The organism is Bradyrhizobium sp. 199 (assembly GCF_023073355.1).
Classification (GTDB): Bacteria; Pseudomonadota; Alphaproteobacteria; order Rhizobiales; family Xanthobacteraceae; genus Bradyrhizobium.
The window spans coordinates 1,359,316-1,381,354 of the sequence record NZ_JADPJI010000002.1 but is presented as its reverse complement, the minus strand read 5'-3'; the positions used below and the strand labels follow the sequence as shown (position 1 = coordinate 1,381,354).

Genomic DNA, 22,039 nt, shown 5'->3' with positions numbered 1-22,039 from the left:
TCTCCGTCACGCCATCGCTGGCGCGTCTGTTCCAACCCAACGGCGGAACAGATCGAAATCGATGTTGCCGCCGGACAGCACGAGACCGACGCGCTTGCCCGACAGCTTTGGCTTTTCCTGAAGCGCTGCGGCGAGCGCGGCGGCGCCGGCGCCTTCGGCAAGGTTGTGCGTATCGGTCCAGTAGGCGCGGATCGCTGCGCCGACTTCGTCGTCGGTGACCTGCACGATGCGGGCGGCTCCCTTGCGGATCAGCGCAAACGCATTTGCATCGGGAATGCGCGTCGCCATGCCATCGGCGAGCGTGTTGCTGGTTTCGGTCGTCACGATCTTGCCGGCCGCAAACGACAGTGCGTAGGACGGCGCTTGTGTCGACTGCACGCCGACGATCTCGGTCTTCAGGCCCAGAAGATCGCGCGCCATGATGCAGCCGCAGATGCCGGAGCCCTGCCCGATCGGGACATAGAGGATATCGAGGTCCGGCGCGTTCCTGAACAGTTCGAGCGCATAGGTCGCGACCCCGAGCACCAGATCCGGATGGAACGACGGCACCATGTGCAGGCCGGTAAACTGGGCGCGCCGCTGGGCCTCTTCAGCGGCTGCTTGAAAGTCCTGGCCATGCTCGACGAGGTCGGCGCCAAAGGCCTTCATCGCGCGGTTCTTCTCGACCGAGTTGCCGCGCGGCACGTAGATCACGGCCGGGATGCCGTGACGGCTCGCCGCAAAGGCCAGGCTCTGGCCGTGATTGCCGCGCGTCGCCGAGATGATGCCCGGAATGCTCGGCCGCTCGCGCTTAAGGCGGTCGAGATAGACCAGACCGCCGCGCACCTTGAAGGCGCCGATCGGCGTGTGGTTCTCGTGCTTGACGACGATTTCGGTGCCGAGCCGTTCTGCGAGCAAAGGCCAGGCATGCGCCGGCGTTGCCGGCACCGCCTGCCCCACGATCGCATGTGCGCGCTCGAGCTCCGTCAGGTCGAACATCGCAGTCCTTTCACGGCCATCCCTGGTAGCTGTCATCGCGGCGAAGGCGGGGATCCAGCATTCCGGAGGCCTCTGAGGTTGATCGAGGGGCCGCGGCGTACCGGATCGCCCGGTCAAGCCGGGCGACGACGGCGGAGTTTGCGAACGTCGCGCTCACACCAGCGCCTTGCCGCCGGCAAAGGCCTTGGCGGTGGCCTCGTCGTTGGCCTGCTCCGGCAGCAGCATCTCGTTGTGAGCCTTGCCGGACGGAATCATCGGGAAGCAGTTTTCGAGCGCTGCGACGCGGCAGTCGAACAGCACGGGGCGCTTGACCGAGATCATCTCCTGGATGGCGCCGTCGAGATCGCCGGGCTTGTGCACCTGGATGCCGACTCCGCCATAGGCTTCGGCGAGCTTGACGAAATCCGGCAGCGCCTCCGAGTAGGAATGCGACAGGCGATTGCCGTGCAGCAGCTGCTGCCACTGCCGCACCATGCCCATGTACTGGTTGTTGAGGATGAAGATCTTGATCGGCAACTCGTACTGCACCGCCGTCGACATCTCCTGCATCGTCATCTGCACCGAGGCGTCGCCCGCGATGTCGATGACGAGGCTGTCGGGATGCGCCACCTGCACGCCGACCGCGGCTGGCAGGCCGTAGCCCATGGTGCCAAGACCGCCCGACGTCATCCAGCGATGCGGCTCCTCGAAGCCGAAGAACTGCGCCGCCCACATCTGGTGCTGGCCGACCTCGGTCGTGATGTAGGTATCCTTGCCGCGCGTCGCCTCGAACAGGCTCTGGATCGCGTGCTGTGGCAGGATGACGTCGTTGCTCTTCCTGTAATAGAGCGAGTTGCGCGCGCGCCACTGCGCGATCTGCTGCCACCACGCCTTGATGTCGGGCTTCTTCGCCTCCGCCTTGAACACCTGGAGAATGTCGCCGAGGACGTTGCCGCAGTCGCCGATGATCGGCACGTCCACGCGGATGTTCTTGTTGATCGAGGACGGGTCGATGTCGATGTGGATCTTCTTCGAGCCCGGCGAGAACGCATCGACGCGGCCGGTGATGCGGTCGTCGAAGCGCGCGCCGACGCACAGCATGACGTCGCAATCATGCATCGTCATGTTGGCTTCGTAAGTGCCGTGCATGCCCAGCATGCCGAGCCAGTTCTTGCCCGACGCGGGGTATGCCCCGAGGCCCATCAGCGTGGAGGTGATCGGAAAACCGGTGACCTCGACCAGCTCGCGCAGGAGCTTGGTCGCTTCGGGGCCGGAATTGATGACGCCGCCGCCGCTGTAGATCACAGGGCGCTTGGCATTGGCCAGCAGTGCCACCGCCTTGCGGATCTGTGCCGCATCACCCTTCACGCGCGGCGCATAGGAGCGGTGCACGTCGGACTTGCGCGGCGGATGATAGGTGCCGGTCGCGAACTGCACGTCCTTGGGAACGTCGACGAGCACCGGGCCTGGACGGCCGGAGGTCGCGACATAGAAAGCTTCGTGCAGGACTTTTGCGAGGTCGTTGACGTCGCGCACCAGCCAGTTGTGCTTGGTGCAGGGGCGCGTGATGCCGACGGTGTCGCATTCCTGGAACGCGTCGTTGCCGATCAGATGCGTCGGCACCTGGCCGGAGATGCAGACCAGCGGGATCGAGTCCATCAGCGCGTCGGTCAGCGGCGTCACCATGTTGGTGGCGCCGGGACCGGAGGTCACCAGCGCGACGCCCGGCTTGCCGGTCGAGCGCGCATAGCCCTCGGCGGCGTGGCCCGCGCCTTGCTCGTGGCGGACCAGGATGTGCTGGACCTCGCTCTGCTGGAAGATCTCGTCATAGATCGGAAGCACGGCGCCGCCGGGATAGCCGAAAATGTCGGTCACGCCGTGATCGATGAGCGCGCGAACGATCATCGCGGCGCCGGTCATCTGGTTCGGATCGTGGCTCTTGTCGCTCATTGCTTGCTCCGGATGCGCTGTTGTCAGCGGCTTTGGTCGTGTCGGGCTTGGGAAATAAAAAAGGCCCCGAAGAGGGCCCATGCACACCGCCTGTCATGTGGATGGCAGCTAGCCATCCCCGGCGGTGTGCCTGGGTACGACGGCGATAAGGAGTCTGGTAATAATATTACGCATGGCAGGCTCTCAGCTTCCCAAAGGTTGCGCGAAACATAGCGGCCAAAGCCTGGATGTCAAGGCAATGCGGCCGTTCCCGCACGATTTTGGCAGTGTAGCGGTGTTCCCCGGGTTCGGCGAGAGGGAAATTGGGAAACCGCGGCCCAAAAGCGCCTCAGCCGGGGTCTCCGGCCGCGTTCACGATGGCAGCGAGCCATGCCCTCACCTCCTGCGGCTTCACCCATTCGAACGCCGGCAATTGATGCCGGAACCAGGTGAATTGCCGCTTGGCATAGTGGCGGGTGTCGGCGCGCCCGATCGCGGCGGCCTGCTCCAGGCTAAGTTCACCATGCAGATGCCGGATCAGGGCCGGCACGCCGTGAGCTTTCATCGCCGGCAGCAGCGGATCGAGGTTTCGGGCGGCGAGACGCTCGACCTCGTTCAGCGCGCCGGTATCTAACATGGCGTCGAAGCGGGCATCGATTCGGGCATAGAGCTCGTCGCGCTCGGGCGCGAGAAAGACCGCGCGAAAACTGTCCTTCGGCAGCAGCGGCGGCTGGCCCTCCCGATGCCAGTCGAGCAGCGAGCGGCCGGTCGCCTCGACCACTTCGAGCGCGCGCGCGATCCGGGTGCGGTCACGCAGGTTCAATCGTTCGGCGGCGCGCGGATCGCGACGCGTCAGTTCCGCGTGCAGCGCTTCCGCGCCGTTCCGTTCCAGCCGCGCGCGCACGGCCTCGCGCACCTCGGCAGGGATTGGCGGCACCACGGAGAGCCCCGCCGTCAGCGCCTTGAAATACAGCCCGGTGCCGCCGATGAAGATCGGCAGGCGGGCCTCCGCCTTCGCCTCGTCGAGCGCCTTTGCCGCGTCAGCCACCCAGGCGCCCGCCGAGAAGTTCACGGCCGCATCGACATGACCGTAGAGACGGTGCGGAGCGCGGGCTTCCTCGCCATCCGTGGGCCGTGCCGTGATGACGCGGAGGTCACGATAGACCTGCATGGAATCGGCATTGATGACGATACCGCCGGTGGCGAGCGCGAGCTCCAGCGCCAGCGCCGACTTGCCGCTGGCGGTCGGGCCTGCGATAAGCACGGCCTCGCCAACAGGCCTTCTGCCGACTTGCTCCTCGTTCACGAAAACCTCAAATGTCTCTCGTTGCCACGCTGATCTGCAACCCTGACAATCCCGCGCTCGACTCGACCATCGTCGACGGCGCCCGCGCCGTGCTGCCCCAGGCAGCTCCCGCGCACTGGCTGTTCGACGGGGTCGCGGTCGACATCCCCTTCGGCGCCGACGCTAACCTCGAAGGCAACCGTCACGCCATCGCGCAGCGGCTCCGCGAGCTGCGCGGCGACCTGCCCATCGACATCGTCGTGCAGCCTGTCGGCGTCCGGCGCAAGAAGCTTTTTCTCGCCGACATGGATTCCACCATGATCGGCCAGGAATGCATCGACGAGCTCGCGGACCTCGTCGGGGTGAAGGCGCATGTGGCCGCCATCACCGAACGTGCCATGCGCGGCGAGATCGAGTTCGAGCCGGCGCTGCGCGAGCGCGTCGCGCTGCTCAAGGACCTGCCCGCCAGCGCGGTCGACGAGGTGCTGGCCAAACGCATCACGCTGACCCCGGGCGGCAGCACACTGGTCGCAACCATGCGCGCCCACGGCGCCTATACCTGCCTCGTCTCTGGCGGCTTCACACTGTTCACGACCGCGGTCGCCGCAAAGATCGGCTTTCAGGAGAACCGCGCCAACGAGCTCGTCGTGCGCGATGGCAAATTCACCGGCGAAGTGAAGGAGCCGATTTTGGGTCGCGCGGCCAAGCTCGCGACCCTGGTGGATCTGATGGAATCGTTCGATCTCGACGACATCGACTCGGTCGTGGTCGGCGACGGCGCCAATGACCTTGCCATGATCCAGGCGGCGGGGCTCGGCGTCGCCTATCACGCCAAGCCGGCGGTCGCGGCCGCGGCCGCCGCGCGGATCGATCACGGCGATCTCACCGCGTTGCTCTATGCGCAGGGATATCGGCGCGAGGAGTTCGTGGAGGGGTAGATGCCGACCGTCCTGCGTTGGGGACCTTATCGCGCATTCTTCTACTCAAACGAAGGCAACGAGCCACCGCATGTCCACGTGCGTGCGGCCAATTGCGAGGCCAAGTTTTGGCTGCACGACCTGGACGTGGCGGTCAACGCCGGATTTCCAGCACACGAAACGGCGCTATAGTCAGGCATCTGCCCGAGCTCGACGAGGATGTCGGCGTCGCCGGTATGCTGAAGGGGCGACCCGTCGCATAGCCTTGCCGCACACTCGGCAGCCGCAGGTGGGCAAAGGCGTACTTGCGCCGTGCCCACCATTCTTGCTGCATGGTGGAAAGATGGTGCGCACGCTTTCGCTTTGCCCACCCTACGGGACCGTGCGTTGCCCTATTGCACGCTCAGGGCAACAAAGCGCAGCTCGCCGTCGGCGTTCGAGACCAGCAGCAGCACCGACTTCTTGCCGTCCTTCTTGAGCTGGTCGACCCGCTTCTGGATGTCGGCGCCGCTGGAAACGGCCTCCTGCGCAACCTCGACGATGACGTCACCGGCGGAGAGGCGCTTCTCGGCGGCGTCGGAACTGGCATCGACATTGGTGACCACCACGCCCTTGACGCTCTCCTTGATCTTGTAGCGCGTGCGCAGATCCTTGCTCAGCGCTGCCAGATCAAGGCCGAGCGCCTTCTGGGTCACCGGCTTCTCCGGCGCCGGCTCGTCGGTCTTCGCCGCGGCCTGCACCTTTTCGGGATCCTGGAGGCGGCCGAGCATGACCTTCTTGGTTTCTTCCTGGCCCTTGCGAATAATGACGACGTCGACCTCCTTGCCGACCGCCGTGTCAGCAACGACGCGGGACAGGTCCTTCGGATCCTTGACGTCCTTGCCGTCGAACTTGACGACGACGTCGCCCGGCTCGATGCCGGCCGGCTTGGCCGGTCCCTTGTCGTCGACGCCGGCAACCAGCGCGCCGCGCGGCGGCTTGATGTTGAGGCTTTCGGCGATCTCGTCGGTGACACTCTGGATGCGCACGCCCAGCCAGCCGCGGCGCAGCTCGCCGAATTGACGGAGCTGGTCGACGACGCCCACCACAGTCTTCGACGGCACGGCGAAGCCGATGCCGATCGAGCCGCCGGAGGGGGAGATGATCAGCGTGTTGACGCCGATGACGTCGCCGTCGAGGTTAAACAGCGGACCGCCGGAATTGCCGCGGTTGATGGAGGCGTCGGTCTGGATGTAGCTGTCGTACGGCCCTGACGAGATGTCGCGGTTCTTGGCCGAGACGATGCCTGCGGTCACCGTACCCCCCAGGCTGAACGGATTGCCGATCGCGACCACCCAGTCGCCGAGGCGCAGCTTGTCGCTGTCGCCGAACTTCACCGCGACCAGCGGCTTCGGCGGCTTGATCTTGAGCACGGCGAGATCGGTCTTCTTGTCGACGCCGACCAGCTCGGCCTTGATCTTGGTGCCGTCGTTGAGGATGACGTGGATCTCGTCGGCGTCTGCAATGACGTGGTTGTTGGTGACGACGACGCCTGCGGTGTCGATGATAAAGCCGCTTCCGAGCGAATTGGTCTTGCGCGGCGCCGGACTGTTTTCACCGCCCTTGCTGCCGCCTGGGCCCTTCCGGTTCTTGAAGAAGTCGTCGAAGAACTCCTCGAAGGGCGAGCCGGGCGGCAGTTGCGGCATGGTATTGCTGCCGCCGCCCTTGGCGTCGACGGTCTGCGAGGTCGAGATGTTGACGACCGCGTCGATCACCTTCTCGGCAACGTCGGCGATGCCATCCGGCCCTCGAGCATGAGCCGGCGTTCCAAACACGCTGAATGCACTGATGGCGAGCGCGGCCAGCCCTAAACGCAAGCGGGTCGGGGCAATGGTGGCAGCGGACATTGGTATCTCCAGGAAAGCGGATTCGGCGTCCAGACTGCGCTCGAACGGGGGGACGGCGCAAGCATGGAGCTCGATGCACCTCAAGACCCCGATAATACGGCGAAAACCCGGCTTTCGCCTTCACTTTGGCGTTGGCGCGAGGCCTAAACCGGACGTCGCATAACCCAGATCAGGATCAGGCCGGCGACGGCCGAACCGATCCCGACCGCCCGCAGGACATTGTCCGGCGTGGCGATGGCGCTCTTCATGGCTTTGCGCATCCAATTCGGACTGGCCGCGAACATCAAGCCTTCCAGCACGAACAGGATGCCTAGGCCGATGAGGAAGTCGGCGAGCGCAATTGACCTCATCGGAATGGAACCTCCCGTTATGCTGTTCTTGTCTGGACGAAGGGCGGCCAGACCCGCCGCCCTTGTCTAGCTTACGGTTTCGCCGGCGTCTCGACTGCCGTCTTGCCCGACGGGTTACCGAAAAACCGGAAGAAATCCGAATCGGGCCGCAGCAGGAAGCGGGTGTCGCTCGACTTCAGCCCATTCTCATAAGCCGTCATCGAGCGGTAGAACGCGAAGAAGTCGGCATCCTTGCCGTAGGCTTCCGCGAACAGACGATTGCGCTCGGCATCGCCGACGCCGCGCGTCTGCTCGGCCTGCGACCTTGCTTCTGCCTCGATCACGGTTGCCTCGCGGTCGGCCTTCGACCGGATCTCCTGCGCCTTCTGGCCACCCTGCGCGCGGAACTCGGCGGCTTCGCGCTCGCGCTCGGTCTTCATGCGCAAATAGACCGCCTGGCTGTTCTGCTCCGGCAGGTCGGCGCGCCGGATCCGGACATCGACGACCTGAATGCCGTAGCCGTCGGCCTCGTGATCGAGCTGGTCGCGGATGCGCTGCATCAGCTTCTCGCGGTCGTCCCGCACCACGTTGATGAAGGTGACCTCGCCGAGCACGCGGCGCAGCGCCGCGTTCAAGAGCGTGGTGAGCTGGATGTTGGCGGCCTGGATCGAGCCGATGCTCTGATAGAAGCGCAGCGCGTCCTTGATGCGATAGCGTGCGAAGGCATCGACCACGAGCCGCTTCTGGTCGGACGCGATCGCTTCCTGCGACGGGTTCTCAAGATCGAGGATCCGCTTGTCGATGTTGATCACCGAATTCCACGGTGCCTTGAAATGCAGGCCGGGATTGGTGACGACCTCGACGGGCCGGCCGAATTGAAGCACGATGGTCTGCTCCGTCTGCGCAACCGTGAACAGCGACATGTAGCCGACGATCACGACGAGGAGGAGCCCGAGCAGCGTGACGATACCTGTGACCGGGGACCTCATCGGTTGCCTCCGCTCGACTGCTGACCGGTGGCAGGCGGCCGCTTGGCCGTCAATTCGGAAAGTGGCAGATAGGGCACGACGCCCTGGCCGGAGCGGCCACCGTCATAGACGAGCTTTTCCGCGCCGCCGAGCACGCGCTCCATCGTCTCCAGATAGATCCGTTCACGGGTCACGTCGGGGGCCTTCTTGTATTCCTCGTACACCTTCAGGAAGCGCGAGCTCTGGCCCTTGGCCTCGGCGACCGTCTGCTCCCTGTAGCCTTCGGCGGCCTGCAGGATCTGCGCGGAACGTCCGCGGGCCTGCGGCACGACCTGATTGGCGTAGGTCTGCGCCTCGTTTTGCAGCTGCTCGAGATTGGCGCGCGCCGCCTGGACGTCGCGGAAGGCGTCGATCACCTGGGCCGGTGGGTCGACCTTCTGCATCTGCACCTGGCTGATCTGAATGCCGGCGCCGTAGGTGTCCAGAGTCTTCTGGATCAGTTCCTGCACGCCCTGCTCGGTCACGTTGCGCGCACCGGTCAGGATCGGCTGGATCTGCGAGCGGCCGATCACCTCGCGCATCGCGCTCTCGGCGACCGCCTTCACGGTGCCTTCAGGATTCTGGATGTTGAAGAGGAAGTCGCCGACACCATCCGGCTTGATACGCCAGAGCACGGTGAAGTCGACGTCGACGATATTCTCGTCGCCGGTCAACATCAGGCTCTCTTCCGGCACGTCACGAATGGAGCGGCCGCGTCGCGCCGGATCGTCGATCAGCGTCATGCCGATGGAGATGGTGGAGACGCGTAGCGCCTTGGGCAGCAGCACTGTCTCGATCGGATAGGGCAGATGATAGTTCAGGCCCGGCTGCACGGTGCGAACATGCTTGCCGAAGCGCAGCACCACGCCGAGCTCTTCCGATTGCACGCGGAAGAAGCCCGACAGCAGCCAGAACGCGACGATCAGCAGCACGATCAGCGTGATGCCGATGCCGGAGAAATAGCCGCCCGGCATGATCTGCTGGAGGCGGTCCTGGCCGCGCCGCAGAAGGTCTTCCAGATCCGGCGGCCTCGGCCCGACCGGTTGCGGGCCTGAGCCCCATGGTCCCTTTGGACCGGAGCCCCACGGGCCACCGCCCTGATTCTTCCACGGCATTCGACGCTCTCCTCGGCGGGTGGAATTGCCCCGCCCGCTTTATCCGGTCCGGCTTTATAGGGGACAGGCCGGTCCCTTACAACGTAACCTCAGCCGCCCTTCGAGCTAAGCCCGGGGACAGAAAAGTCAATGTTAACATTGGCAAATGCGGTTAATGGCGGGGCCGCCGACGATATGTCACATAGGAGAAATCGGCGCTGTCGTCGCCTCCGGCAGGATGGCGGACACGTGCGACCTCGTCCCATTTAGCCCTGTCGATGTCAAAATGGGTGTCGCCTTCCGGCCGGGCATGCACCTCGGTGATTTCGAGGCGATCGGCGCGATCGACCCATTGCCGAAAGATCTCGGCACCGCCGATCACCGCGATCTCAGTGACCGAACGCCGCAGGGCATCGCCGCGCGCAACCGCATCCGCATCTGCCGCCGATGTCGTGACGATGGCACCTGCGGCGCGATAGTCCGCATCGCGCGTGATCACGATATTGGTGCGGGCCGGCAGAGGACGGCGGGGCAGCGATTCGAACGTCTTGCGGCCCATGATCACGGGCTTGCCGATCGTGAGCGCCTTGAAACGAGCCATGTCGGATTTCAATCGCCACGGCATCGCGTTGCCCGCGCCGATCACGCCGTTTTCCGCGATCGCGACGACGAAGACGATCTCCATCAGGGTGCCCTCCCGGCAAGCTGCGTCAGCGCCGGCCCGGTGACGCGGCACAGCGTCCAATCGTCCAGCATCACGGCGCCGAGCGACTTGTAGAACGCGATCGACGGCGCGTTCCAGTCGAGCACCGCCCATTGCAAGCGCGCCCAGCCGTTGTCGACGCATTCTTTCGCGAGATGGACCAGCAGCGCCTTGCCGAGACCCCTGCCCCGGTGCGACGGCCGCACGTAGAGATCCTCGAGATAGATGCCGTGGCGGCCGCTGAAGGTGGAGAAATTCCTAAACCAGACCGCGAAGCCGACGGCGTCGCCGTTCCAGTCGGCGATCGCGCAATAGAGTTGCGGCCTGTCGCCGAACAGCGCGTCGGCGATGTCAGCTTCGGTCGCCTCGACCTCATGCGAAAGCTTTTCGTATTCGGCGAGCTCGCGGATGAAATCCAGAACGAGCCCGGCTTCGCCGGGACGTGCGCGGCGGATATTGAGCGACATCTAAAGCGCGATCGTTTTGAATTGAATGGTCATCGCGCTTTCACTCTTTTGTTTGCGCATGATCTTTTCGGAACCGCGGCACACTTTTCCGGGTCATGCGCTAGACCGCGACTTCCGCCTTGATGTGCGGATGCGGGTCGTAGCCGAGGAGCTCGAAATCCTCGAAGCGGAAGGAGAAGATGTCTTCCACGTCCGGATTGATCCGCATCACCGGCAGCGCACGCGGCGCACGGGTGAGCTGGAGCTTTGCCTGCTCCAGATGGTTGGAATAGAGATGGGTGTCGCCGAACGAATGCACGAAGTCGCCGGGCTTCAGGCCGGTGACCTGCGCCACCATCATCGTCAGCAGTGCGTAGGAGGCGATGTTGAAGGGCACGCCGAGGAAGACGTCGGCCGAGCGTTGATAGAGTTGGCAGGACAGCTTGCCGCCCGCGACGTAGAACTGGAACAGGCAATGGCACGGCGGCAGCGCCATCTTGTCGACCTCGGCCGGATTCCACGCCGAGACGATCAGGCGGCGCGAGTCGGGATTGCGCTTGATCATATCGACCACGTTCGCAATCTGGTCGATGCTGCGGCCGTCGGGCGCCGGCCAGGAGCGCCACTGCTGGCCGTAGACCGGACCGAGATCGCCATTGGCGTCCGCCCACTCGTCCCAGATGGTGACGCCGTTGTCGCGCAGATATTTGATGTTGGTGTCGCCCTTCAGGAACCACAACAGCTCATGCACGATCGCCTTCAGCGGCAGCCGCTTGGTCGTCAGCATCGGGAAGCCGGCGGACAGATTGAAGCGCATCTGATGCCCGAACACCGAGAGCGTGCCGGTGCCGGTCCGATCGTTCTTCTCGGCGCCGTCTGAAAGAATCCGCTCGAGCAGGTCCTGATACTGGTGCATGTGCGACTGGGCCTTTGGGGAGGCGGCAAACTTAGCGGCCGCACCCGCGCTGCAACAGCGGCGATTCGCTGTCCGCTCCGATTATACCCGGAAAAGTGAGCGCTCCCGGCGCAAACGACAAGGGGCGGAACCCGGCGTCCCGCCCCTTGCCCTACCGGCTTGATAGCATGGCCTAAGTTGCCGGCTTGAGCACCGGGGTCCATTTCGCGATCTCGTTCTTGACGAGGCTGGCCAGCGCCTCCGGCGTCCGCTCCGCAGGGCCCGGGATGACGCTGCCGAGCTCGAGCAGGCGCTTGCGCACGGTCTCGTCGTCGAGCGCCTTGCTGGCCGCAGCGTTCAGGCTGGCCACGATCGCAGCCGAAGTTCCCTTGGGCGCGAACATCGCATTCCAGGCCTGGGCTTGGAATTTCGGCAGACCGGCTTCCGCTGTTGTCGGCACGTTCGGCAGCGACGGATTGCGCTCTGGCGTCGCGATCGCATAGGCCTTGATGGTGCCGGCATTGATCTGCGGCACGGCGTTGACGATTTGGTCGCACATGTAGTCGACCTGCCCGGCCACCAGCGCGTTCATGGCGGGGCCCGTGCCGTTGAAGGGCACGCCGACCGGCTTGACGTCGAGGATCGAGTGCAAGAGCTCACAGGAGACGTGCGAGACCGAGCCGACGCCGGCATGCGCAGCGTTCACCTTCTCGGAATTTGCCTTCACATAGGCAACGAACTCCTTCAGGTCCTTCGGCGGAAAGTCCTTGCGCGCCAGGATCAGGATCGGCGTGCCCGCGAGCAGCGCGATCGGCTCGAAGTCCTTCTCGGGATGATAGGCAAGCTTCGGATAGAGGGGCACGGAGGCGGCATGCGTGCCCATATGCCCGGTGATGAGCGTGTAGCCGTCATTGGCCGCGCGCGCGGCGCGCGTAGTCGCGGTGGTGCCGCCGGCGCCGACCACGTTCTCGATGATGATGCTCTGTCCGAGCGTCTGCGCCATGTGCGCGGTGACGATACGCGCGACGACGTCGGTCGGGCCGCCGGCCGCAAATGGCACGACCATGGTGATGCTGCGCGTCGGATAGGTCTGCGCCTCGGCCGGCGCGATGAAGGTGCACAGCGAGGTGAGCGCTGCGGCACATGCGCCCGTGAGCGCGCGAATAAAGGTCATCTCGATCCCCGTGTTGGTCCCTTGGATACAAACAAACCGGACACAAACAAAAATGCCGGCCCAAAGGCCGGCATGTTCATTTCACGAAGCCGTCACGCAAGTCGATTCGACTTCCGAATGCGGCGCGCCGACGCAGGAGCGCGGCGGCGACGCAGGAGCGGTGGCGCTCAGTTCTCGGATTCAGTGAACACCTCGTCGCGCTTGGCACGCAGCGCGGGCAGCACCGTGAGCACCAGGAGGAAGGCCGCAATCGCCAGCAGCACGGCCGACAGCGGACGCGTCAGGAATACGCTCCAGTCGCCGCGCGAGATCAGCAGCGCACGGCGCAAGTTCTCTTCCATCAGCGGTCCGAGCACCATGCCGAGCAACAGCGGCGCCGGCTCGAAATCGTGCTTGATCAGCCAGTATCCGACCAGACCGAACACGCCTGCGAGGATGACGTCGACCGGCGCGTTGTTCACCGAGTAGATGCCGATCGCACAGAAGATCACGATCGATGGGAACATCAGCCGGTACGGAACGCGCAACAGCCGCACCCAGATTCCGACCAGCGGCAGGTTGATGATGATCAGCATCAGATTGCCGATCCACATCGAGGCAATCATGCCCCAGACCAGTTCCGGCTGCTTCTGCATCACCTGCGGACCCGGCACGATGCCGTGGATGGTCATCGCGCCCACCATCAGCGCCATCACCGCGTTCGGCGGAATGCCGAGCGTCAGCAGCGGGATGAAGGAGGTCTGCGCCGCAGCGTTGTTGGCGCTTTCAGGCGCCGCCACGCCCTCGATCGCACCGCGGCCGAACCGCGACGGGTTCTTGGCGATCTTCTTCTCGAGCGTGTAGGATGCAAAGGACGCAATGACAGCGCCGCCACCCGGCAGGATACCGAGGATCGAGCCGAGCACGGTGCCGCGCAGGATCGCAGGCGCCGAGTCGATCAGATCCTTCCTGGTCGGCATCAGGCCGGTGATCTTCTGCTGCACGAGGTCGCGGTTCATCTCGGCGCCGGCGTCGAGATTGCGGATGATCTCGGCGAAACCAAACACGCCCATCGCCACTGTCGCAAAGCCTAGACCGTCGGCGAGCTCCGGAATGTTGAACGCCATGCGCGAGGCGCCAGTCTCGATGTCGGAGCCGACCATCGAAAGCATCAGGCCGAACACGATCATCGCGATCGCTTTCAGCACCGAGCCCTTGGCCAGCACCACCGCGAAGATCAGGCCGAGCACCATCAGCGAGAAATATTCGGCTGGACCGAACGCCAGCGCCAGCTTGGTCAGCGGCGCACCGAGCACGGCGATCAGCACGGTCGCGACGCAGCCGGCGAAGAACGAGCCGATCGCCGCGATCGCCAGCGCCGGGCCGGCACGGCCCTGCTTTGCCATCTGGTGACCGTCGATGGCGGTGACGACCGATGTCGCCTCACCGGGAATATTGACCAGGATCGAGGTGGTCGAACCGCCGTACTGGGCACCGTAATAGATGCCGGCGAGCATGATCAGCGCCCCAATCGGCGGCAATCCGAACGTGATCGGCAGGAGCATCGCCACCGTTGCGACGGTGCCGATACCGGGCAGCACGCCGACCAGCGTGCCGACCAATGCGCCAATCAGGCACATGAGAATATTGATCGAGATCGGTAGCGACGCGCCGTAGAGCCACCAGGGTGACCACCACGAGATCTGGAACACGACACCGAAACCGAGGCCCAGATTGTGGAAGATATCAAACATCACACCCTCACTGAACCAAGAAGCGCGGGAACATCGGCATCGGCAGGCCGAGCACGTAGGGGAAGAGCAGCGCGCAACCGAGCGTCAGGCAGGCACCGACGATGACCGCTTCGACCCAGCGTGTCTCATGCGTGCCCATCGCCGCGATCATGAAGCTCGCGAACGCCGTAACCACCACCCCAAGCGGACGAATTGCCAGAGCGAAGAAAACAATCGAGGCCATCACGAACAGCGGCCCGCGCCAGGCATAGTGCGCCATCGCCGGGCCATCGGTCAGCAGTCCCGTCAACGCGATGCCAGCGCCAAGTGCGACGAGCAGCCCGCCAAACATCCGCGGCGCCGTGCCGGCGCCAAAGGAGAAGCCGCGCATCCCCTGCAAATCGCTGGAAGCCCACAGTGCGAACAAGGCGAGCGCCAGCAGCGCGATCCCGCCGACATAATCCTGCGCCGACCTGATCGTCATGAAGATCGTGAGAATCGCCACCGCAAAGATCGGATAGGAATAGATCAGCGCCAGCAGCACATCGGATGACGCCTTCTTGGTGTCACCGCCAACCGCCCCGAGCAAGGCGCCGGGCCCGCCCGCGAGCAGCGCCGTACCGTGGCCGATCACGACGGCGGCCGGGCCGCGTCCGGCGCCCCAGCCAAACATCGTCCCAAACGACCAGATGAATTCGAAAATCTGCGGCGCTATGGCCAGCAGACAAAAGCTGATCACCACCGAGGTGTTTCGGTTGGCTGTCGCCGAGTGGCCCATCGTATCGGCCATGCCTGTCTCCTCCGCGACTCTTTAAGTCACGCGCACTGTTGTTCTATCGGCTGGAATTGGATCCCCCGCCCGGCCCACTGCCTAGCGATTTTCATTACACAATGCCAGCGAAACCCAAAAGGCCCCCGGCGAGCAAAAGCGACAGCGGATGGTGCGCGAGATGGATGCGACCACTGCAACCGTCGCGGTCAGAAGCACTGCAACAATTGCGCGATCGGTCGACTGGGCGAGGATCAGGGCGCTCGCCGCCATCAAGCCGATCGAGAGCGGAACCAGTGCAGCCTGGATCAGCCCAGGCCAGCGCGATTGGCTCGGCCGGTTCAGGAGCCGGGTGACATAATAGGCAAGCAGCGCGGTGGGCAGGCACATCGCCAGCGTCGCCGCCATCGCGCCTCGGATTCCGGCGACGGCATAGCCGATGAGCGTCACGATAAGCACGTTCGGACCTGGCGAGAGCTGCGCGATCGCATAGGCGTCGGTGAACTGCTTCTCACCCATCCAGTGATGCACCTCGACCGCGATGCGGTGCATCTCCGGCACCGCAGCCGCGGCGCCGCCGACCGCGAACAGCGACATCAGGCCGGAGGTGGAGATCAGCAGCCAGATCGGGTTCTCGGCGTTCATGCTGCTACTTTCCGTCGCAGAAAATAAGTAGCGCCGATACTCATGGGATCGCGACCAGCAGCACCGCCTGGAGCGGCAGACGGAACACGCCGATAGCTGCAACACGCCGAGCATCAGGCGAGCGCGACCGCGTCCATCCGCTTCAACAGCGGGGTCATCAGGCGGAAGACCACCGCGATCAACAGGCCTACCGCCGCGCAGGAGTGCCGGCGAGGCTGCGGCGCAGCAGCTCCAGTTCGCCGAACCGGGCGTAGATGATCGCGAGCACGGTCATGATCAATGTCGCCGGCAGCAGCAGGCCGGCAAAGGCGGCAACTCCCCCGGCGATCCCGCGCAGTTGCGCGCCGAACACCATCGACAGATTGACGATGTTGGGCCCCGGCAGGAAATGGCAAAGCGCGAAGGGTCTCGTTGAACTCGTGCGCGGTAATCCAGCGGTGCTGCTCGATGACGGCGCGCCGGGCAAACACCAGCACGCCGCCGAAACCGGCCAGCGACATCCGGGCGAACGCCAGGAACAGCGCAGCCCGGGCCCGGCGGTGCCGTGACGGGAGCCGGCTCTTGATCTCGTTCTTGGCCGGCCAGCACTGAATCCGAGGACATCTCAGGAGCTTAGAACAGGGGGCACGCCGCGGCTAAGACAGTCCGGAACCTATCCAAAGGGAAACGCGCCGAACGCACGCGAAACCTCTGTTTTTCGAAACCTTTACCCCCTATATTGGGGATGCCGGTTCGCCGGCTATGGAAATAAACGGTCGTCGCAATAAACCATTCGGACCCGGGGGCGGTACCCGGCGCCTCCACCAAAGCCCACTCGGGGCATGCCCAAGAAGCGGGTTTTGGCGGGGGCGAAATAGGATCGACGAGGGCGTAAAGGGCGAACTTTTTCCCGGTATTGTTCCGCCGTTATCGGGCTATGCAATAGTTGCCAACGACAACTTTGCTCCGGTTGCTCAGGCTGCGTAACGCAGTTTGAAAGACCATTCTGAAGTCCTAACGGGTTAAGCTCCGTTAGGCGGGGTTCGGAGGCACCTGGCAACAGAAGCCTCCACTTTACTCTTGATTTCTGCCCCGGCGGGGACTCCTGCTGACCCGTCAGGCGCGGTACTATTGCGGTTTGGCGAGTCGGGCCGGCACGGTCCGGCTTCGGGGATGCAACAGGACCACCATGGCGACCGATCATATCCGATACGATGTGCTGGCCCGCGACGCGCTGCGCGGCGTGCTCCGGAAGGTTTTGACCGATGCCGCGGCCCAGGGCCTGCCGGGCGAGCACCATTTCTTCATCACCTTCGTGTCGAAGGCCGAGGGCGTGAAGATCTCGCCGCGGCTGCTCGCGCAATATCCGGAAGAGATGACGATCATCCTGCAGCACCAGTTCTGGGATCTGACCGTGCTCGAAGACCGCTTCGAGGTCGGCCTGTCGTTCGGCGGCATTCCGGAGCGACTGGTGGTGCCGTTCAGCGCCATCAAGAGCTTCCTCGACCCGTCCGTGAAGTTCGGCCTCCAGTTCGAAACGTCCGACGTCGCCGAGGTCACGCCGGAGAATTTGCCGGCGGCCCCTGCCCCTTCAGCCGTATCGGTGCCCGCTGCCGCCACTGAAAAGGTGGAGACCACAGAAGAGCCGCCCCCGCCGAACCAGGGCGGCGCCGAGGTCGTGCGGCTCGATCGTTTCCGCAAGAAATGATCTAGGCTGGCCGCGAAGCCGTCGCGCCCGGCCAGACTGCCTATATAAAAGAGCACACGAAGAGGCCGCACGGCGTTCGCGCGGCAGAATGGATGTGCTCATGGCCAAAGCTTCCCGCTCGAAGACCGCCCGCCCCGCAACCCGCATCGAGACCGACAGCTTCGGTCCCATCGAGGTCGCCGCCGACCGCTATTGGGGGGCGCAGACCGAGCGCTCGCGCCAGAACTTTCGCATCGGCACGGATCGCATGCCGATTGCGCTCGTGCACGCGCTCGGCATCGTCAAGCTCGCCGCAGCGCAGTCCAACCTCGAGCTCGGCCTGCTCGACCGGCGCCGCGCGGACGCCATCATCCGCGCCGCGCGCGAGGTGATCGAAGGCAGGCTGGACGATCATTTTCCGCTCGTCGTGTGGCAGACCGGCTCCGGCACGCAGAGCAACATGAACCTCAATGAAGTGATCGCCAACCGCGCCAACGAGCTCTTGGGCGGCGAGCTCGGCGCCAAGAAGCCGGTGCATCCGAACGACCACGTCAACATGAGCCAGTCGTCGAACGACTCTTTCCCGACCGCGATGCACATCGCGGCCGCCAGCCGCATCAATGCCGATCTGATCCCAGCGCTCGGTGAGCTGCTCCGCGCGCTGCGCAAGAAGGAGAAGGCGTTCGCAAAAATCGTCAAGATCGGGCGGACCCACACCCAGGACGCGACGCCGCTGACGCTCGGCCAGGAATTTTCCGGCTATGCCGCGCAGGTCGAGAGCGGCATCGCCCGGCTCAAGGTCGCGATGAAGGATCTCTATCCGCTGGCGCAGGGCGGCACTGCCGTCGGCACCGGCCTCAACTCGAAACCGCGCTTTGCAAAGCTGTTCGCAAGGCACGTTGCCGGCATCACGAAACTGCCCTTCACCAGCGCCGCCAACAAATTCGAGGCGCTCGCCTCGAACGATGCCTATGTGCTGGTGCATGGCGCCGTCAATTCGGTGGCGACGGGCCTGTTCAAGATCGCCAACGACATCCGCCTGTTGGGATCAGGCCCGCGCTCTGGCCTCGGCGAGTTGATCCTGCCGGAGAACGAGCCGGGCTCCTCGATCATGCCGGGCAAGGTCAATCCGACCCAGTGCGAGGCGATGACCATGGTGTGCTGCCAGGTGTTCGGCAATCACACCGCGATCACGGTCGCCGGCAGCCAGGGCCATTTCGAGCTCAACGTCTACAAGCCCGTGCTCGCCTACAACATGCTGCACTCGATCCGCCTGTTGGCCGATGCGGCGCGATCCTTCACCGAGCATTGTGTGAGCGGCATCCGTGCCGACGAAAAGCGCATAAGCGAGCTGATGCAGCGTTCGCTGATGCTGGTGACGGCGCTCGCCCCCAAGATCGGCTACGACAACGCCGCCAAGGTGGCCAAGACGGCCCATGCCAACGGCACCACGTTGAAGGAGGAGGCGCTGCGGCTCGGCTTCGTCTCGGCGGACGAGTTTGATCGCCTGGTGCGTCCCGAGAAGATGACCAGCCCGGGATAAAATTCCGAATTCCGATAGGCATCCGTAGTGATACGGACGCTCGGCGCCCAGAAATATGCGGCTTTGGGGGCAGGATTTGATTACCGTCAATGTTCCGGCGGGACGGCGCGCTACGCAGCCATTCCGCCCCTCGGGGCGAAATTCATCGTTTGATGGCCCGAGGCGCCGATTGACGAGGACGAGCGAATGGCGATCAAGTCTTGTGGGGCGCAAAGCGGCACCCTGTTTCTGAATGTTTCATCCAGCCTGAAGAGGATCGGATGATGGAGACGCGGCATGGGGAACGTCATCAACCTGAATCGCTTCAGGAAGCGCGCCGAGCGGGAAGCCTCGGCGAAACAGGCGGACGCCAACCGGACGAAGTTCGGCCGCACGAAGGCGGAACGGTCGACGCAAGAGACGCGCGCGGACAAGGCGAAGGCGCACCTGGATCAGCATCAGATCGATCGCGAGGAGCAGCCATGAAATCGCCCGTGGTGAAACGGTCGATCGTTGTCGCCGGGCACAAGACCAGCGTCAGCCTCGAAGAGGCGTTCTGGAACGGCATGAAGGAGATTTCCGCCCTGCGCAACATGACGTTGTCCGAGCTCGTCGGCGAGATCGACAACAATCGCCAGCAGGGCAACCTGTCCTCGGCGATCCGTCTGTTCGTCCTGGACTACTTCAGGAGCCGGGCCATGGCCGCCCAGCCGGACAACAACGTCCCGGCCCAGTAGCCAATCCTCGGGGGCGCCTTTTCGACAGCGCTCCGTGAGCCGCACTTTAAAATCACTCTAAGGTGCGGTTTCGGCGAGCACGCGCGCTTGACCTCACTGCCCTGCGTTGAAAATACAGGGCATGACTGACACCAATGACACGCGCCCGCACATACCGCTGGGTTTGGCCAAGCGCGGCTATACCGGCGTCATCCAGCATCTTTCCGCTCGCGAGGCCGGCTCGGCGCTCTCGGACATCGAGCTCGAGAGCCGCCTGATCGAACTCGGCTTCGTCGAGGGCGCCCGGGTCGAGGTCTTGCATGAGGGGCTGGTCGGGCGTGACCCGATCGCCGTGCGGGTCGACAGCATCACGATCGCGGTCCGCCGCCGCGAAGCCATGGCCATCATCGTCGCCTAGACCGCGACCGGACCTCTGATCCCGGACCAGTGATTCCATGGAATTACCCCTGCTGCATCTCGCCCTGGTGGGCACGCCGAACAGCGGCAAGACCTCGCTGTTCAACGCCCTGACCGGCAGCCGGCAGAAGGTCGCGAACTATCCCGGCGTCACCGTCGAACGCAAGGAAGGCTTCTTCGTCACGCCCCAGGGACGCCAGGTCTCGGTGGTCGACCTGCCCGGCACCTATTCGCTGCGCGGCCGCAGCCCGGACGAGGAGATCACCCGCGATTTCGTGCTCGGCAAGGCCTCCGGCGAGAGCGTGCCCGATCTCGTGCTGTGCGTGGCCGATGCGACCAATCTGCGGCTGACCATCCGCCTGTTGCTCGAGCTCAAGCGCACCGGACGGCCGATGGTCCTCGTGCTCAACATGTTCGACATTGCCGCCCGCCGCGGCATCACCGTCGATGTCGAGCGGCTCGCCAAGGAGCTCGGCCTGCCCGTGGTCACCTCGATCGCGGTGCGCAAGGGCGGCACCGCCGACCTCCTGAGGCTGACCGACGAGATCTCGGCAAAAATCGCCGCCGAGGCCGAGGCGAACAGCTGGCGCGCGCTCAGCGTCGCCGAACTGCGCGCGACGCAGCGAGAGGCCGACCGCATCATCGCCGACTGCGTCAGCCTGCCTGCTAGACCCGACACCTGGACCGCGCGGATCGACGCGGTCGTGCTGCATCCCGTCTGCGGCCTCATGGTGCTGACGCTGATCCTGTTCGTGATGTTCCAGGCGGTGTTCGCCTGGGCGCAACCGGCGATGGACCTGCTGAAGTCCAGCTTCGACGCGCTCGGGGAGCTCGTGCGGGCCACCCTGCCCGACGGCCTGTTGCAGAGCTTCCTGCAGAACGGCGTGATCTCGGGAGTCGGCAGCGTCATCGTATTCCTGCCGCAGATCATTCTCATCTTCCTGTTCATCCTGCTCCTGGAAGATTTCGGCTACATGGCGCGCGCCGCGTTCCTGATGGACCGCATCATGGGCGGCGCGGGGCTGCACGGCCGCGCCTTCATTCCGCTGCTGTCGAGCTTTGCCTGCGCCATTCCCGGCATCATGGCGACGCGCGTGATCGACAACAAGCGCGACCGGCTGACCACGATCCTGATCGCGCCGCTGATGACCTGCTCGGCGCGCATTCCGGTCTACACGCTGATCATCTCCGCCTTCATTCCGGCGAAGGACGTCTGGGGCTTCATCAACCTGCAGGGCCTCGTGATGTTCGGCCTCTACGCCGCCGGCATCGCCAGCGCACTCATCGTCTCGTTCCTCATCAAATTCTTCATGCTGCGCGACTATGCGCCGGCGCCGTTCATGCTGGAGCTGCCGGACTACAAGATGCCGCGGCTGAAATCGATCGCGATCGGCATCTACACCCGCGCCAAGATGTTCCTGGTGCGCGCCGGCACCACGATCTTCTCGATGATGGTGCTGATCTGGTTTCTGGCCTCGTTCCCGCAGCCGCCCGCAGGCGCCACCGAGCCCGCAATCGACTTCAGCCTGGCTGCGATCATCGGCAAGGCGCTCGAGCCGCTGCTCGCCCCGGTCGGCTTCAACTGGCAGATCGCGGTCGCGCTGATCCCGGGCATGGCGGCGCGCGAGGTCGCGGTCGCAGCCCTCGGCACCGTCTACGCGATCGAAGGCGGCAAGGAAGCGGCCGAGCAGATCGGCCAGGTGCTGGCGACGAAATGGTCGCTCGCAACCGCCCTGTCGATGCTGGCCTGGTACATCTTCGCTCCGCAATGCGCCTCGACGCTTGCCGTGATCCGGCGCGAGACCGGAAGCTGGACCTGGATGGCGGTGACCTTCACCTACATGCTGGTGCTGGCCTATGCGGCGAGCCTGTTGACGTACAATGTCGCGGTCGCGTTGGGGGCGGGCTAGGCCTCAGAAGCCAAACTCGCGAAAACAACCCCATGCACAGTAGACGGGGTTTGTGAATTC

General features: G+C 64.5%; 21 protein-coding genes, 1 other RNA gene and 2 pseudogenes. 9 read left to right on the top strand and 15 right to left on the bottom strand.

Annotated features, from left to right (window positions below; translation table 11 throughout):
• Positions 1–6: 6 nt before the first annotated feature.
• The 3 genes from IVB28_RS06555 to miaA all read right to left on the bottom strand — a co-directional run bounded on the left by IVB28_RS06555 (position 7) and on the right by miaA (position 4,192).
• Positions 7–978 carry a threonine dehydratase gene (locus tag IVB28_RS06555; RefSeq protein WP_247525214.1) on the bottom strand — a complete coding sequence of 324 codons (972 nt, stop codon included), beginning with the start codon at positions 976–978 and terminating at the stop codon, positions 7–9.
• A gap of 153 nt (positions 979–1,131) precedes the next feature.
• Positions 1,132–2,907, bottom strand: a complete 1,776-nt coding sequence (locus IVB28_RS06550) for an acetolactate synthase 3 large subunit (RefSeq protein WP_247525213.1) — start codon at positions 2,905–2,907, stop codon at positions 1,132–1,134.
• Positions 2,908–3,235: 328 nt separating this feature from the next.
• Entirely contained in the window at positions 3,236–4,192 is a 957-nt protein-coding gene (gene miaA / locus IVB28_RS06545; protein ID WP_247525212.1) for a tRNA (adenosine(37)-N6)-dimethylallyltransferase MiaA, read from the bottom strand.
• A gap of 11 nt (positions 4,193–4,203) precedes the next feature.
• On the opposite strand from miaA, the gene serB reads away from it, so the two are divergent.
• Together serB and IVB28_RS06535 are read left to right on the top strand one after the other, a co-directional pair.
• On the top strand, positions 4,204–5,109 hold the full coding sequence (serB, locus tag IVB28_RS06540) for a phosphoserine phosphatase SerB (protein ID WP_247525211.1): 906 nt from the start codon (positions 4,204–4,206) through the stop codon (positions 5,107–5,109).
• On the top strand, positions 5,110–5,280 hold the full coding sequence (locus IVB28_RS06535; RefSeq protein ID WP_247525210.1) for a DUF4160 domain-containing protein: 171 nt from the start codon (positions 5,110–5,112) through the stop codon (positions 5,278–5,280). It abuts the gene before it with no gap.
• A gap of 200 nt (positions 5,281–5,480) precedes the next feature.
• Here IVB28_RS06535 and IVB28_RS06530 read toward each other — a convergent pair whose 3' ends face one another.
• The 12 genes and pseudogenes from IVB28_RS06530 to IVB28_RS06475 form a co-directional block, all read right to left on the bottom strand.
• Positions 5,481–6,974, bottom strand: coding sequence for a Do family serine endopeptidase (locus IVB28_RS06530; RefSeq protein WP_247525209.1), 1,494 nt, complete (start codon positions 6,972–6,974; stop codon positions 5,481–5,483).
• A gap of 143 nt (positions 6,975–7,117) precedes the next feature.
• Positions 7,118–7,324 (bottom strand): DUF2065 domain-containing protein, encoded by a 207-nt coding sequence (locus tag IVB28_RS06525; RefSeq protein WP_247525208.1) that lies wholly within the window; start codon positions 7,322–7,324, stop codon positions 7,118–7,120.
• A gap of 71 nt (positions 7,325–7,395) precedes the next feature.
• The gene (locus tag IVB28_RS06520; RefSeq protein WP_247525207.1) at positions 7,396–8,292 is read right to left on the bottom strand and encodes a protease modulator HflC; all 897 of its coding nucleotides are present in this window, start codon (positions 8,290–8,292) and stop codon (positions 7,396–7,398) included.
• A complete protein-coding gene (gene hflK / locus IVB28_RS06515) occupies positions 8,289–9,425 on the bottom strand; it encodes an FtsH protease activity modulator HflK (protein WP_247525206.1) in 1,137 nt (378 codons plus the stop codon). The genes IVB28_RS06520 and hflK overlap by 4 nt, the downstream gene beginning before the upstream one ends.
• Before the next feature lie 151 nt (positions 9,426–9,576).
• Positions 9,577–10,089 carry a dihydrofolate reductase gene (locus IVB28_RS06510; RefSeq protein ID WP_247525205.1) on the bottom strand — a complete coding sequence of 171 codons (513 nt, stop codon included), beginning with the start codon at positions 10,087–10,089 and terminating at the stop codon, positions 9,577–9,579.
• Positions 10,089–10,574 carry a GNAT family N-acetyltransferase gene (locus IVB28_RS06505; RefSeq protein WP_247525204.1) on the bottom strand — a complete coding sequence of 162 codons (486 nt, stop codon included), beginning with the start codon at positions 10,572–10,574 and terminating at the stop codon, positions 10,089–10,091. Before IVB28_RS06505 ends, IVB28_RS06510 begins: the two co-directional genes overlap by 1 nt.
• A 100-nt stretch (positions 10,575–10,674) precedes the next feature.
• Complete coding sequence (locus IVB28_RS06500; protein WP_247525203.1) at positions 10,675–11,469, bottom strand: thymidylate synthase; 795 nt, start codon at positions 11,467–11,469, stop codon at positions 10,675–10,677.
• Positions 11,470–11,641: 172 nt separating this feature from the next.
• Positions 11,642–12,622 carry a tripartite tricarboxylate transporter substrate binding protein BugD gene (locus IVB28_RS06495; protein WP_247525202.1) on the bottom strand — a complete coding sequence of 327 codons (981 nt, stop codon included), beginning with the start codon at positions 12,620–12,622 and terminating at the stop codon, positions 11,642–11,644.
• A 167-nt stretch (positions 12,623–12,789) separates the two neighbouring features.
• Positions 12,790–14,355, bottom strand: a complete 1,566-nt coding sequence (locus IVB28_RS06490; RefSeq protein ID WP_247525201.1) for a tripartite tricarboxylate transporter permease — start codon at positions 14,353–14,355, stop codon at positions 12,790–12,792.
• Positions 14,356–14,362: 7 nt separating this feature from the next.
• On the bottom strand, positions 14,363–15,124 hold the full coding sequence (locus IVB28_RS06485) for a tripartite tricarboxylate transporter TctB family protein (RefSeq protein ID WP_247525200.1): 762 nt from the start codon (positions 15,122–15,124) through the stop codon (positions 14,363–14,365).
• A gap of 94 nt (positions 15,125–15,218) precedes the next feature.
• Positions 15,219–15,748 (bottom strand): annotated as a pseudogene (locus IVB28_RS06480) (chromate transporter).
• Positions 15,745–16,269, bottom strand: a pseudogene (locus IVB28_RS06475) (chromate transporter); the annotation flags it as partial. The pseudogenes IVB28_RS06475 and IVB28_RS06480, both read right to left, overlap by 4 nt.
• A 166-nt stretch (positions 16,270–16,435) precedes the next feature.
• On the opposite strand from IVB28_RS06475, the gene ssrA reads away from it, so the two are divergent.
• From ssrA to IVB28_RS06440, 7 genes are all read left to right on the top strand, one after another.
• Positions 16,436–16,801: a transfer-messenger RNA gene (gene ssrA / locus IVB28_RS06470) on the top strand.
• A 115-nt stretch (positions 16,802–16,916) separates the two neighbouring features.
• Complete coding sequence (locus tag IVB28_RS06465; RefSeq protein ID WP_247525199.1) at positions 16,917–17,435, top strand: ClpXP protease specificity-enhancing factor SspB; 519 nt, start codon at positions 16,917–16,919, stop codon at positions 17,433–17,435.
• Positions 17,436–17,523: 88 nt separating this feature from the next.
• On the top strand, positions 17,524–18,957 hold the full coding sequence (fumC, locus tag IVB28_RS06460) for a class II fumarate hydratase (protein ID WP_247525198.1): 1,434 nt from the start codon (positions 17,524–17,526) through the stop codon (positions 18,955–18,957).
• 276 nt (positions 18,958–19,233) lie between these two features.
• Positions 19,234–19,422, top strand: a complete 189-nt coding sequence (locus IVB28_RS06455) for a DUF4169 family protein (protein ID WP_247525197.1) — start codon at positions 19,234–19,236, stop codon at positions 19,420–19,422.
• Positions 19,419–19,673: a ribbon-helix-helix domain-containing protein gene (locus IVB28_RS06450; protein ID WP_247525196.1), complete on the top strand. Its 255-nt coding sequence runs from the start codon at positions 19,419–19,421 to the stop codon at positions 19,671–19,673. The genes IVB28_RS06455 and IVB28_RS06450 overlap by 4 nt, the downstream gene beginning before the upstream one ends.
• Positions 19,674–19,794: 121 nt before the next feature.
• Complete coding sequence (locus tag IVB28_RS06445) at positions 19,795–20,070, top strand: FeoA family protein (protein ID WP_247525195.1); 276 nt, start codon at positions 19,795–19,797, stop codon at positions 20,068–20,070.
• Positions 20,071–20,107: 37 nt separating this feature from the next.
• On the top strand, positions 20,108–21,979 hold the full coding sequence (locus IVB28_RS06440; RefSeq protein ID WP_247525194.1) for a ferrous iron transporter B: 1,872 nt from the start codon (positions 20,108–20,110) through the stop codon (positions 21,977–21,979).
• The last annotated feature ends 60 nt before the right edge of the window (positions 21,980–22,039 follow it).